We start from the raw sequence: 13,764 nt of genomic DNA, 5'->3' as shown, positions 1-13,764 counted from the left end.
TAAAGCGAAAAGTTGAGATATCTGAACAAATGACTTTATCTACTCATAAAATTTTTGATCTTAATTAAAACAACTCGCTATGAGATCCTGTCCTAGCTAAAGCTAGGATTAATTTCTCTTGATCGATTTTATATATTAGTAACCAATCAGGATTAATATGACATTCTCGTAAACCCGTGTAATTTCCAGTTAACAAGTGATCCTTGTATTTTTCTGGTAATTTCTTTTGTTGTTGCAAGTAATCTAAAACTTTTTCTAACTCTGAAGTTTTTTTCCCTTGCTTAATTTTTTTTTATAGTCTTTTTTAAATTTTGATGTGTAATAGATATCAAGCATTTAAATCCTCCAACAAATCTTTCACAGAGCTAAATCCACCCTCTAAATTTCCATCTTCAATATCTTTAATAGCTTTAGGGTTTCCGCATTAGGTTTTTTTATTTGAAAAGGGATTGCTTGGTTTTGATACTGACTGTTGTAAAAATACAGTAATAGCACTTGTCATTTGTCAAACCTAATTCATTAAATAGCTTTTCTGCTTCAGTTTTAAGTTCGCTATTTACTTTAACATTAATTGGTTTTTTTTCTAGTGTGGTCATAGTATCGTTCATCCTCTCTTATTTTTATCTAACTTTATTTTACCACTAATTAATACACATTGGAAGTATATTATACGTATAAAACGTTAAATTAAGGGTTTTTATTTTCAGGCATCTTATTGAATTATGATATCAAAAAAACTGTCTACTTTATTCTGCAATTAAACTTCTGTAGTATTTTTAATCTGTTGTAGATAGTTAAAACATTAACATTTTTTCCATTTCGGAAATACCAAATAATATAATAGAGTTATATTCAATTAAGTTCGTATTTATTTGGTGAGGATGATTGTATACTTACTTATTTATTAATTCGGCTTTTTAGTTTGTAGTTGTTGCAGGTACGTGCTTGCGCCGATACCTCTGTTCGCCTCTGCATCTGACAAACCTTCAATGACATTTAAACGAATATTTGCTAGATTTTTTTCTTCTGCAGTTTCATTTGTAATTTCAAAAGGGAATTTATTTTGTTTGACAACTTTGTCTAAAAATAAATCAAAAGTTGTGGTTAAATCTAACTGCTTACTAGAGAGCTCTTTAGTGGCCTTGTCTTTTAATTTAGTTTCTGCACGAATAAAGATTCTAGATTTTTCTTTAATTGCGGTCATTATAAACCCTCCCCTTCTACTTGTGTGTCCATTGTACGTCTAAATGGATAACATTTCAATTGTTTTCATTTCTAATTTATATGGTTTAATTTACTTACAGTAACATGTATTTTAAAATTAGTAGGATCCAAGCCGTCAATAGTCATGATATAGAATTACAATCAAAAAAATAGGTATAAACGATTTTTTGTTGATAAAAATAGCTTTATATGCTATTATCTAATTAGGAACATCAGTTCCCTTCCCTATAAATTGGAGGTAATCGTATTGAGAAAAGAAAAATTACAAGAACTAATAAATAATGAGCTTGTCACCCTCCCCTGGTATGTTGAGGAATATTATTATGCAAAGCTAAGTGTCCCCTACTCTTTAGCAACATTATATGAATATTTAAAAGAGTATCGTAGATTTTTTAATTGGCTTCTATCGGAAGCTATTGTTAAAGAAGAAAAAATTTCTTTAGTCCCTCTCTCTGCTTTAGAGAATTTAAAAAAAGAAGATGTTGAATTATTTAAGTCTTCTCTTCTCTCTAGACAAAAATTAAATAGTTCTGATACTAATGAAGCTCTTTCTTACAATACTGTAAAAAGAACGATGGCCAGCCTCTCCTCTCTTTTCAACTATTTAACTACAGAAACAGAAAAAGAAGATGGAAATTCTTATTTTGATCGTAATGTAATGTTAAAAGTTAAATCAGTAAAGACAAATGAGACATTTTCTAGCAGAGCTGCGGCTATTAAAGAGAAACTATTTCTGGGTGATGAATCTATGGGCTATTTAAACTTTATTGAATATGATTATCCTAAATCCATTAGCCTTAAGCAACTCCCCTACTACAAAAAATCACTTGAACGTGACTTAGCGATTAATGCTCTTATTTTAGGTACTGGATTACGAGTTTCTGAAGCAGCAAACATCAATATCAATGATTTAAATTTGGCCACTAATACAGTTTCTGTTATTCGAAAAGGTGGAAAAAAAGATTCAGTAATTATTGCACCATTTGCTATGGTCTATTTAGATAATTATTTAACTGTACGTACACAGAGATATGCTCCAGAAAAAAATGAGAAAGCATTATTTTAACTACTTACAAAAAAACTGCTAAACGAATTGAGACAGATACAATAGAAAAAATGGTAGCTAAATATTCAACTAAATTTAAAACTCGTGTTACACCTCATAAAATGCGACATACTCTTGCTACTAAGCTTTACCAGGTAACAAAAAATCAAATGACAGTTAGTAATCAGTTAGGACAAAGTTCTCTTTCAGCAACAGCCTTATATATACACATTATTGACGATGAGCAGCGAGATAGTATGAATAGTATTGAATAACAATTGCTGTCCTTTTGCTAAATGTTAATTACTTAATTTCTAGTGTATGATTTTAGTAGTTAGGTGAGATTTAAGTAAATTTGAAGTTAATCCTTTCCTGACTTTATTGGGTCTTCAGGAAGGGATTTTGAACATTGTTCCCCCTCCACTAATACATAAATATCAAGTTGAATAATAATATTTTCTCTTTTAAATGTTACCATACGTCATTTAATTAAAAGAAGTGCAAAGATAATATATTTTATGGCTAATAGCTTATCATCAGAAGTAAGTGATAACATTATATTTTAGGATAGTAATATAAAAGTAATAGATAGCATGACTAAAGAAAATAGATTTAAAATACATATAAATCTAGTGTATGACTAAAAGAAATATAAAGGTAATATATTATATTTCTACTATACCACCTTTGTAAGCAATTAATACCAACGCATTTTAATATAGTAATATATTATACCACTAAAGAAAATAGATTTAAAATACACATAAACTTAGTGTATGACTAAAAGAAATATAAAGATAATATATTATATTTCTACTATATCACCTTTGTAAGCAAGTAATACCAATGAATTTTAATATAGTAATATAAAAGTAATAGATTATACCACTAAAGAAAATAGATTTAAAATACATATAAATCTAGTACATGACTAAAAGAAATATAAAGGTAATATATTATATTTCTACTATATTATCTTTGTAAGAAAGTAGTACCAACGCAGTTTAAGATAGTAATATAAAAGTAATAGATAATATGACTTAAGATAATAGAAAGTAAATCTGCTTTAATGCTAATAAAGTTAGGGTGACTTTCTATTTGTCAAACGTCTATTAATAAATAGAAGCATACACTAGAATTACTATTAAGAAAAGTTGGATTATGGATAGTGGTATTAGAACAAAAAATATTAAGACGTATTTTAATGATGATTAGGAATGCGAGTATGACTTATGTAATAAACAAACAGCTTAGGTATAGCTAATGATAAGGAACTGGTCTTAGAAATAAAGTACTAAGTAATTTTAAGAATGAAAATGGCTTGGAGTATAACCACTTGTTTTAGGCAATGGGTGTGGATTTTTAGATTCTTATTATCTATAAAATTGCCTTAATAAGTGGAATATCTTGTTTCTAAATTAATTATTACCATTAGTAAGATTTTTTATACGTAGAAAGAAATATATAGGTAATATATTGTATGACTAAATAAAATTTATTTAACATACATACAATATAATATATTGCTAAAAGTAATATATAGGTAATACATTATATGGCTAATATATTTTTTTCGAAAGTAAGCTATACCAAGGTTTTGAATATAGTAATATATAATATGACTAAAAGAAATACAAAGGTAATATATGATGCGAGCAATCGATGATATTAGAATTGGATATTACTTGCGGATTACTTTAAAGTAATATGCAAGTAATAGTGTTTAATAGAAGATTAAAAAAACTAAGAATAATTAAATTCTTAGTCTTGTTCATCTTCTAAATTCAAATTTAAAGGATATTTACTGTAATCTTTAAGGTGTGAATTGACCTCATCTTCAGTAGCTAAACCTAATTGGAAAAGATGTTGCCAAATCGCATTCTCAATAAAATCTGAGATAAATCCTTTAGTTCCAGGAATTTTTTTATTTCTTCTTGAATCTTTATATACAAGGCTTTCTAATCTATCTACTGTTGTTCTTTCAACTTTATATGTTCTTGGGACTAGTTCAGTACCAGAAAGGTTGCTATTTTTTTTTAAACCAAATTTGTTAGAAATGTCATTTTTTGTAGAAATATTTAATGGTTTTTCTGCAGGGACATTAGTACTAGGCTCTATAAAGTCTTCACCAAGACTATCTACAGGGGTCTGAATGTCATCTAAATCGTCGTCAAAAGCTGAGTCAAAGTCACCACTAGCTGATTGTTTACTCTTTTTTCTTGGCATTATTCTTCCTCCTTATCATTATATAGTTGATTAGGAATTTCAAGAACATTTCCTTCTTTTGAAAGTAATCCTAACTGATTCATTTCATTTAGTAACTTGTAAAAATTTTGAGAAAATTTATTTTCTGGTGCGCTCATAGTAATGGGCATACCGTTTCGTACTAACTTATCAGCAAATGTAATAGATCTAGGGATTTCAGAATCAAAGTAGTGATAATTATTTCTGTTGGTGTATTTCATCATGGCATTAATCATTTTAGCGTGTAGATTTGTATTATAAACTTTATTTGCCAAAACACCACCAATTCTCAAACTAGGATTATATTTATCCTTTAGTGTGTTTACTCGTGATATTAGGTGTGTTACACCATCTACACCATTCAAATCAGGTTCATAAGGAACCAATACAACATCTGCAATTGACAACACTGACGACGTTACTTGTTTAAGTTCAGGAGGAGTATCAAAAATAATAAAGTCATAATCATGCTCAACCTTATCAAAAGCACCTTCCAGAGCGTTAAAGTAATTTGAGCTAGGGTCAATGTTCTTGTTCATCTTTTTTTTCAATCCCTCGAGGGTCATTAATTCTGAAATGTTATCTTTAAACTTTTTAATTAATGATATAAACCATTCTAGAATTGTATCACGAAAGACTTCCATTTTGTCAAACTCTAAATAGTTGTTATCAGCATTTGCTGGTAATACATCAATTTGATTGTCATATGTTGTAACAATGGCTTCTTCAACAGTGGCTGTTCCCATAAAAACATCGTATATAGTGTTTTGATCGTTCTTCAGTTTAACTCTAAATGATTTTGTTGTATTCCCCTGTGCATCTGTATCAACAACTAGTATACGAGCATTTGGAAATGATTTTCTAAGAGCACCGGTAAGATTTAGTGTGATAAGAGTTTTCCCAACCCCACCTTTGTTTGCTGCAACTGTAATTCCTACTGCCATAGTAAGTTTCCTCCTTAAAGAAATATAAAGGTAATACAAAAATGTGACTAATATATTACTATTAAAAATATACATATAATACTACTACAATATAATACCACTTAACGTTGTCGAAATCAACAACTAAGTGAATAAAAGTTTATAAATAAGGGTTTTCTGAATAGTATTTAGTAATAAAATATATTGTATTACTATTAATAATGTATTTTAAATAGTAATACAATATATTACTAATTGATTTTAAAGGGTTTTTCAAAAATAAAAACAAAAACAGTGAAAAAAAAAGTAATATCTATTGAGTATGTAAAAAAAAGGTGGTATTATGTTACTTAAGAACTGTTGTTACAAGTGACAACAAGGAGAGGTTATATGGAAAAGGGTACTAAAGAATTTAGAAATGAGTATAATCGTTATGTACTAAAATTTCTAATCGATAACTATTATATTAGTCGAATTGAACTTTCTAAAGCAATTGGATTAGCATCTAGTTATGTTAGAGAGTTTGACAACGGAACTAGAAATTTTGGTACTGAAGCATTGGATAGATTTGAAGATATGGTTTTTAGTAAATATGAGCCACTCCTTTTAAACCATTCATTTGAGTTAGAACAAATAAAAAAAATGATTTCTGAGTTAAATACTCCAGAAGAAATTGATAGATTTCGATTAAAGGGTGCCAATGCACTTGAATTGAATTAAAAGCATATATCAAATGTAAAAATATTTACATTTTAAAAAAGTTTAGGTATGATTGATACAAAAAAAGAGACGGAAAGTATAAGAGCTTGGTCCCTCTAATACATTCTGAATCACATACGAAAGCTATGTGTTCATTCTCGTCCCATAAAAATTAGTATTTTATTTTGAATGAAACAGGTTGGAGCCTGTTTCTGATAATTTATTATACCAAATTTTCAAGGAAAATTCAACCTTTTAAGGCTTATTTAAGTGTGTTTTCACGCTGGGAATTAGCATAACAGTTTGGAATGACGAAAGAGAGAGCACTAGTACTAGTGCTCTCTCTTTTTTTGTTGATTAACTGGAGGTGAAATATAATGCAAACTATAGCAGAACCTAATACTGCAGCAATCAAAATAGATCCGATTAAAGTTCAAGAACTAATTCTAAATGGTGGATTAAAACGCTACAAAGTTAAGAATAGTAAATACAATTCATTGAACTTTCAGGAAGATAAAAATAAAAAGGGTGCTATTTTTGGTTTCAGAACAAAGGAAAACATGCAAGCAGCAAGAGGCATTGTATTGACTTCACTTGAAGCACTAGAAGAAAATAGAGATCAATTTACCCATTGGACTCCAAATATATTTAGTTACGGTGGATATACGGATGAGACTAGGCTCTATGTAAAAGGACATAAAGAATACAATCTAAGCCAAATCAACTGTTTTGTTGTCGATATTGATTTCAAATCAGCTTATGAGAGAGCATCAGTTAACGAAATCATTGAAAATACTTTTAAAGCAGGCTTTTACTATGTACCTACACTAGTTTTGAAAACAACAAAAGGGTATCACTTTTACTATTCACTAAAAGAACCGAGTTTTGTATCGAGTGCCAATAATTATAAATCTTTAAGAACAGCAAGAGCGATTTCTCGTAGCATTAAGTTAGCATTTGCTGAGAAAATGAACTGTGTGGACGTTGGTTGTAACAATTTCGGTATTTTTAGAACGCCGAATTCTGATAATATTGTTAGTTTTAATCCGGAGTTTCAATATTATTTTGATGACTTACAAGAATGGTCCATGTTTTATGCCAAAAATTGTGTTGAAGAGAATAATATTGCTGCAGTTGCTGATGGCAAAAATAATGTACGTATAAAAAAATACGGAAAACAAATTAATGCTGCTTGGTTTAAAGCATTGATCAATGCAAATGAAATTGATTGTGGTGCTGGCCAAGATTTGGGAAGAAACAATGCAGTATTAACAATGTCATTGGCATGTTACAGTTCGGGGTTAACATTTCAGGAGGCATTAAACATGATGGAAGAATTTAATATTAATTTAACAAGCCCCCTTGAGTACATGGAACTTGAAAGAACGGTAATAAATGCCTATAGCGGAGAATACAAAGGTGCACACAAGGATCACATTAATGCTTTAATCCATAAATGGGCCAAATCAGATCACATGAAAGAATTAAAAACTAAAACAAATGGAAAAGTGCATAGAAGTTTATGGCATAAGCATAAAAAAGCACGGACAGAGAGACAACGAGTTCATAAATACGAATGGCAGAAGGACCTTTTTGAGTGGATTAACAAACAAGTTACTCCGGATAAAATGGTTATCGAAACCACCTATGCTGCGATTCAAGAAGGAATTGGAATTCCGAAATCAACACTGAAGGAATTACTAAAGGACCTGGAACAACGTGGGGAACTATTTACAGAAACCACACGTGGGCGAGCAAGTCGAACATACTTGACTACCAGGGCTATGCTGATTCAATCAATCTACCACAATAAAAAAGAAAGAGCAGAAAAATTAGTTTTAGCGCTTTGTGAGTTAATTCCAAAATGCCGTAGCGTTGTGGCTAATTTCCTAAAAGATGCGTCAGAACAGCCTGTGAGAACGATGCAGATGGAATTATCAGAACTAGATACAAGTTAAATTAAAAGAGCCAGTCTGCCAATTACTTAATATATCTTATATACGCACTTCTCTCTAACCAAGCATTAGGGATCTATTTAGAGATATACTTTAAGAGTATGAGTTTATTTTATTGTTTGCGTTGTTTATGATTTATGTTAGAGTTTAAATAGAGCTTGCGATAATTATATCGCAAAGTGTTTGTAATTCTAAGATAGAGAGGTAGGCAAGGGAATGGGAAAAGATTTTATTTTGGGTAAACATCCGGTGTTAATTTTTTTAAAAGAAGAGTTGAAAATGAATTTATCAGAGTTTTGTTTAGCAACAGGAATCCCGCAATCAACGATTTCCACTTGGTTTAAGCGTGAGTGGGGGATAGAGAAGTATCCAATTTATTTTTTTGTAGGGATTGCTGCATTAGGTGATTTTACAATTGACGAGGTTTATAATAAGCTGATTCGTTTAGAATCAGAATACCTGGTTAATCAAGTTGGAAATAAGACGTTTCTAGCTGAAGAGGGGATACAATTGACTGAGAAGGTTGCTAGGGAAGCTGAGAGTGTTAAAGCTGACGTTGCAGGTAGCGAGATAGAGATTCGTTTTTTAGATTTTGTACGTCGATTAAAAAAAGCTAGTGAAAAAAGTAAAAAAGATGAGTTTTTGAAGGTTATGATTGAGTTGTATGTAACGATGGGGAGAACATTACCTGGATGGGTAACAGGGATTTTAAGTGATGAAGATACGTTTGTGGAGGTTTCTGTAGTTTTTGTAGAAGTTTTATCTCGAAAATAAACGAAAGCAGCAACCAATACAAATGAAAATTATTGGTTGCTAGCTGGAATGTGTTATTTGATTTTTCTTGGTGGAAGGCTATTTAAATACAATTTAACTTCACTGTCCTGTTGAGTAGGTTTATCAAATTTGAGACTCGGATCACCTGGAGAAATAATATCTTTATTTTCTTTAACTTGTTCTAGGTCATGATACATGATCTTACTTTGCTGAGTATCCCCCAAAGATTCGACAAGTTCAGCGTAATTATAAGCTTTAAGGTAGGCTTCTATTTCTTTTTTGTGATTGTCGTGTGCTTTGTATAATTGGCAATATAGAAGCTGTTCAAGGAATAGGAATTGTATTTTTGACGAATATTCAATTTCTCTATTCTCAAATTTAAGTGCTTGCTTTAAATATTTAAAACCTTGAGTGTAATTTTTAACATAGACAGCTTGGCATATCATATTATTATAAGCTAAAAAGACAGTGGAGATAAATTCCTGACTTCTTATTTCTTTCTGTTTGACTGGAAATAGTTTTTTTTCTAAAAATTTAATTTGTTGAAGACCGTATATATTTATACAGTTTAAATATATTTTGTAATCGATTAAAGTAAAAAAGGTTTTTTCAGAGTATATTTTTTCCAGGTAATGTAGGTCATTTATACTTGGCATTATGATAGGTTCTTCTGAATTTCTGAAGGCAATTGAAAAAAATAAATATAGATTAAACCATTCCGGGTTAAATTTTTTGTTTTCTTTAAGGATAGACTGGATCTCGCTAATGGATTCTCTTTTTCTCTGTCCGTTTGGAGAAAGGATTGTTTGCTGAATTCGTTCTCTAAGTTCTTTTATATCTGTTTTCGTTTCTTCAGCGCACAGTGTTAATAGTTCAAACAAGTCAATTCCTAAATTGTTTGCAATTAAAATAAGTTCGTGATGATTAAGCTTTTTTTCTCCATTCTCAATTTTTTGGTAAACAGATCTTGAAAATAAACCTTTATAAAATTGGGTTTGTGTTTTTTTTTGCTCAATTCTCAGTTTCCTAATAATTTTGTTTGTTGTTAGTGTTTCCAAGTATACCACTCCCTTATATTTTAAAATTCTTTTATAAATATTAGTAAAATAATTTTTAAGATTTAAGCAGAAAAAACAAGATGTTAATATAAATGTCTGAATAAGGAAACGAGCTCTTTTTAAAAGCTTTTTAGACTATTTTTAAAGGCTTTTCCTATGAATAATATTTTATCACACCTAAATGATTTAAAAAACAGCTTTTGTCAAAAAAATAGAGACTTTTGGTAAATAATTGTGTATACTTAATTTACTGAAATATTTCATAATTTATTTTTTGGAAGGAGGTAGATAATATGAACGGTACTGTTGTAGAGGCAGTTGATGTTGAAATTTTAATTTCTACACTGGGGATGGTAGCTAGCGGCTGAGAATAAAATAATATTTTGTATTACTCTGATTATGCAAAGGGTTTCGGATTTACCTTAATTACCGACTTTTATAGCTTAAAAATCAAAATTTCATTATCACAAGTCCCATTATTTGTATTTGCAAAAGAAAAACGACTGTGGTAATCTTAAACAGCAAGTTTAAGATTATGTGAGCAATTAGCGATAATTATAAAAATGACTATTTTGAAAATTGAATATAATTTTACTTAACTGGTTTTTTATTAAAACTGGGTAAATAAAAAAAGGCCCTGAGTGCTAACGTAATGAATCGTCGCCAAACGATTTAATACGGTCAAGCACACCCAGGGTACAGCATATCTACTCTAATTAGATAGTGTACAGCGCCTTTTTTCGTTGCTCCTGTTATAAGAAGCCCCGAGTTGCAATAAAAGTTGCAACAATTAATAATATAGCATACAACTGTATATTTTTCAGCTTATTTTTCAATTAGAATAGTCTGTAAATGTAAGTTTTATGCATAAGCAACGTTTTTATATTATTAATTTTATGGGGCCAATTATGGCAGAGCAAGGTTAAAAGAGGAGTATCACTATTTATACTAGTGATACTCCTTTTTTTGTTTTTCGAGTTTTGCTAAAAAATACTTTTACTGTAAGTTGAGAAATCGATTTGGATCAAACAGTTTTAGTGATGACAATACATTAGCAATATTCGAGATAGATAATAATAATTTTAATTTGGGGGAGGAGAAAGTAGTATGGCGACTAAAATGAAAAAGCCTGGTAATGTTGTAAGTTGGGAAAATGTTCGAGAGTGCGGTCATGAAGTTGTACTTTTTGATGGAAAAAAAAGAAGGATAGAAAATGAGAATTTAGTGTTAATAGAAAATTCTTATTGGGGCGTTGATTTTTCTGAGCCAATTGAAAGTAAAACAACGATACAAAAGTCGTATTACGCAATTAAAAAGGTTTATGATCATACTGGAACCTTAATTGCTGAAAGAAAGAACATTCACTCAAATTTACTATCAACAAATAAAGGGATGTTAAAGTCGGTGAAATTGATAGATAAAAACAAGATCCCTTTTAAAGTTTCTGAAAGTCTTGAGCGTAAGTTCAAAGAAGATGACTGAAAAATGCAGAGAAAATATGCAGTTCATGCACAAAATATTTCCTCAATAACATTCGATGAATTAACAAGTGAATCAAAAAAAGAAATTGAAGTACGGCTATTAAAGGCTGGTGCTTTAAGGGTTGAATTTAAAGAATTAAAACATGGTAATGGTGTAGTAGTATCTTCCAATCCAAAACACGTAATCAAGTATTTACTGAAGTAGAATCAACTAACAAAATCATTAAAATTTTGATGTTTGTTAACAAAAGCAACGGAGAGTGTCATTAAAAGACATTTGAGAGGTTGTGGTAAAAATTGGTGTAACCCCAATCATATTCGGACTAGTCCTCCGCTTCTGTGATAAGCGCTGATATGCAGAAGGTGAAGCCCGCAATAAAGCCTTTAAAAGGGTTCGGGTATCAGCAGTACATCAAGAGACAGTTTAGTTCAAATAAGCTGTAGTCTACTCTTGTAGAGTTTGAGGTAACGATTGCATATAAACCTTGCGAATGTTGGACTGTTTTACAAATTTGTTAGTAAACATCAAAGTTTTAATGATTTATACGATACCTAAAAGTAGAAAATTGTATAAGGAGTGATGAAATGAAACAAGATAAATCAACAGATTTTTTTGTAGGTTTGATGAATGCTGTGCTTTTTGTACTTCCGTTTTATTTTTTATTGTATTGGATAGGTTTTCTAGCCATTCCGATATACTTTTCAGGATCGATTATCTTAGCTATTTCGTTTATGCATTCTGCAAACTCATTTAAAGAAAAGAGAATTAAGAAATGATTCATTACAATCAAGGAGGGGTACTATGAGAATTGAAGATCACTGGTATGATGGTATTGAGTATTATATTTCGTTTGAAACAAATAGTGGACAGACGATTAGAAGAAATATAATTTTCACTAAAAATTTAACGAAAAAAGAAATTGATAGAATGGTTGTTGAAAAATTTAATTCAGTTAAAAAGGTATTAAACATTGAAGAAGTAAATGATGTTTTACTTCCGAAGTCTAGTATGATGTTGATTAGTAACAATTGAAATTAAATAAATATGAGAAAAACAGTAATTAGTCAGATATAACTATCACAAGATTAAATAATTATGTTAATCTTAAAGTAACTAAAAAAGAACTTATTTATAACTGGAGGAATTAAAATGACAAAGTTTTTTGAAAAATGGACTAAAAAGCAAAAGATTTGGATTGGAACAGCTTGTACAGTGTTAGTATTACTTGGTGGAGGAGTCGTTTTGGCAGATTCACTTTCAACAAAACAAGCAGAGGCAAAAGTTGAACTACAAGCTTCAAACAAAGCTTCTTATAAAAAATCGTTATCAAAATTAGTTGAAGAATCTTATGCAGATTCAACTTTAGAGGCTTTATCTGAAAAATTTGATGATAAACAAAGTAAGAAAATTAATAACGCATTACTTGATGGAAAAAAAGAAGAAAAAGATAAAGAAATAAAAGAAAACGAAGCTCAATTGACCTATGCGTTAAGCATGTATACTGTAACAAGTGAATTAGACAAAGCCTTTGAATCAGAAGGAGTTGTTAAAGAAGGTGCTTCATTAAATGAATCAAAAGATTTATTAGAAACTTTAAAATCAGATAAAGTAAAGTTTTATGAAAAAGAACAAAAACGAGTTGAAGAAGTGACAACTCAATTAGCTTTAATGGAGGAAGCAAAAAAATTAACAAGTGATCTATTTGCAGATAACACGAAACAAGCTGTAAAAGAAGATGTTTCAAGAGAAACATATACTGCAGCAGTTGCAAAGGTTGAAGCTTTAAAGCAAGAAAAATTAAAAACTGATTTATTTGCTTCATTAGCTGTAGTCGATGCGAAACTTGCAGAAAAAGAGCGAGTAGCAGAAGTTGAGGCTGAAAAAGTAGCCCAAGAAACAGCAGCAGTTGAAGCAACTGCACAACAAGAACAAGCCTCCCAAGCAAAAGCTCAATCAAGCAATGCAAATAATAATAATAGTGGAAACTCTTCAAATGCAGGCTATACGGACAATGGTTCTGGTAATAGCACGCCATCACCTGGCGGTTCTCAAGGGAATAACAGCAATAACGGAGTTACTCAGCCACCTCCATCACAACCTTCAAATCCAGCACCTGGCGAAAGTTGGACCGGTACAACAGGTGATACAGAAGAGTTTGAAAATGATGTGAACCATAATAATGGAGAAGGTGGAAACAATTCAGGCGGGATAATAAATTGGTAAGATTATAAAAAAAGGACGATATCAGTAAATTTGATATCGTCCTTTTTTGTGTTTTTGGGGGAGGGGATAATATGCAAATACGAGCACCTACCATTTAATCTATTATTTTAATGACACAAAAAATAGAATTTGAGGTG

Annotated in this window: 13 protein-coding genes and 2 pseudogenes; 9 read left to right on the top strand and 6 right to left on the bottom strand. The window is 30.4% G+C overall.

The features are described from left to right. Nucleotides 1-64: 64 nt before the first annotated feature. The 3 genes and pseudogenes from BR77_RS18910 to relB form a co-directional block, all read right to left on the bottom strand. A pseudogene (locus BR77_RS18910) lies at nucleotides 65-336 on the bottom strand (type II toxin-antitoxin system YafQ family toxin). A 98-nt stretch (nucleotides 337-434) separates the two neighbouring features. Beyond that, a complete protein-coding gene (locus tag BR77_RS19675) occupies nucleotides 435-596 on the bottom strand; it encodes a hypothetical protein (protein ID WP_307781487.1) in 162 nt (53 codons plus the stop codon). A gap of 308 nt (nucleotides 597-904) precedes the next feature. Next, nucleotides 905-1,204: a type II toxin-antitoxin system RelB/ParD family antitoxin gene (relB, locus tag BR77_RS18225; protein WP_035067208.1), complete on the bottom strand. Its 300-nt coding sequence runs from the start codon at nucleotides 1,202-1,204 to the stop codon at nucleotides 905-907. A 267-nt stretch (nucleotides 1,205-1,471) separates the two neighbouring features. On the opposite strand from relB, the pseudogene xerS reads away from it, so the two are divergent. After that, nucleotides 1,472-2,544, top strand: a pseudogene (gene xerS / locus BR77_RS18220) (tyrosine recombinase XerS). 1,486 nt (nucleotides 2,545-4,030) lie between these two features. On the opposite strand, the gene BR77_RS18215 reads toward xerS, so the two are convergent. Beyond that, a complete protein-coding gene (locus BR77_RS18215; RefSeq protein WP_034558401.1) occupies nucleotides 4,031-4,495 on the bottom strand; it encodes a hypothetical protein in 465 nt (154 codons plus the stop codon). Further along, nucleotides 4,495-5,457 carry a ParA family protein gene (locus BR77_RS18210; protein WP_034558399.1) on the bottom strand — a complete coding sequence of 321 codons (963 nt, stop codon included), beginning with the start codon at nucleotides 5,455-5,457 and terminating at the stop codon, nucleotides 4,495-4,497. The genes BR77_RS18215 and BR77_RS18210 overlap by 1 nt, the downstream gene beginning before the upstream one ends. 369 nt (nucleotides 5,458-5,826) lie before the next feature. On the opposite strand from BR77_RS18210, the gene BR77_RS18205 reads away from it, so the two are divergent. The 3 genes from BR77_RS18205 (at nucleotide 5,827) to BR77_RS18195 (ending at nucleotide 8,864) form a co-directional block, all read left to right on the top strand. Beyond that, nucleotides 5,827-6,156, top strand: coding sequence for a hypothetical protein (locus tag BR77_RS18205; RefSeq protein WP_034558397.1), 330 nt, complete (start codon nucleotides 5,827-5,829; stop codon nucleotides 6,154-6,156). A gap of 356 nt (nucleotides 6,157-6,512) precedes the next feature. Then, nucleotides 6,513-8,093: a primase C-terminal domain-containing protein gene (locus BR77_RS18200; protein WP_051926852.1), complete on the top strand. Its 1,581-nt coding sequence runs from the start codon at nucleotides 6,513-6,515 to the stop codon at nucleotides 8,091-8,093. A 213-nt stretch (nucleotides 8,094-8,306) separates the two neighbouring features. Beyond that, a complete protein-coding gene (locus BR77_RS18195) occupies nucleotides 8,307-8,864 on the top strand; it encodes a hypothetical protein (protein ID WP_034558395.1) in 558 nt (185 codons plus the stop codon). Between the two features lie 53 nt (nucleotides 8,865-8,917). On the opposite strand, the gene BR77_RS18190 is transcribed toward BR77_RS18195, so the two are convergent. Continuing rightward, complete coding sequence (locus tag BR77_RS18190) at nucleotides 8,918-9,922, bottom strand: helix-turn-helix domain-containing protein (protein ID WP_035067206.1); 1,005 nt, start codon at nucleotides 9,920-9,922, stop codon at nucleotides 8,918-8,920. A 1,107-nt stretch (nucleotides 9,923-11,029) separates the two neighbouring features. On the opposite strand from BR77_RS18190, the gene BR77_RS18185 reads away from it, so the two are divergent. The 5 genes from BR77_RS18185 to BR77_RS18165 all read left to right on the top strand — a co-directional run bounded on the left by BR77_RS18185 (nucleotide 11,030) and on the right by BR77_RS18165 (nucleotide 13,627). After that, complete coding sequence (locus BR77_RS18185; RefSeq protein WP_035067205.1) at nucleotides 11,030-11,404, top strand: hypothetical protein; 375 nt, start codon at nucleotides 11,030-11,032, stop codon at nucleotides 11,402-11,404. A 3-nt stretch (nucleotides 11,405-11,407) separates the two neighbouring features. Next, a complete protein-coding gene (locus BR77_RS18180) occupies nucleotides 11,408-11,608 on the top strand; it encodes a hypothetical protein (protein ID WP_035067202.1) in 201 nt (66 codons plus the stop codon). A 380-nt stretch (nucleotides 11,609-11,988) separates the two neighbouring features. Further along, entirely contained in the window at nucleotides 11,989-12,180 is a 192-nt protein-coding gene (locus BR77_RS18175; RefSeq protein ID WP_035067199.1) for a hypothetical protein, read from the top strand. Between the two features lie 25 nt (nucleotides 12,181-12,205). Then, nucleotides 12,206-12,436 carry a hypothetical protein gene (locus BR77_RS18170; RefSeq protein WP_051926850.1) on the top strand — a complete coding sequence of 77 codons (231 nt, stop codon included), beginning with the start codon at nucleotides 12,206-12,208 and terminating at the stop codon, nucleotides 12,434-12,436. Nucleotides 12,437-12,553: 117 nt separating this feature from the next. Continuing rightward, on the top strand, nucleotides 12,554-13,627 hold the full coding sequence (locus BR77_RS18165) for a hypothetical protein (protein ID WP_035067196.1): 1,074 nt from the start codon (nucleotides 12,554-12,556) through the stop codon (nucleotides 13,625-13,627). Nucleotides 13,628-13,764 lie beyond the last annotated feature (137 nt).

It is taken from the genome of Carnobacterium maltaromaticum DSM 20342 (assembly GCF_000744945.1).
Lineage (GTDB): Bacteria > Bacillota > Bacilli > Lactobacillales > Carnobacteriaceae > Carnobacterium > Carnobacterium maltaromaticum.
The sequence above is the reverse complement of the archived record's forward strand: the minus strand, read 5'-3'. Positions and strand labels throughout refer to the sequence as shown.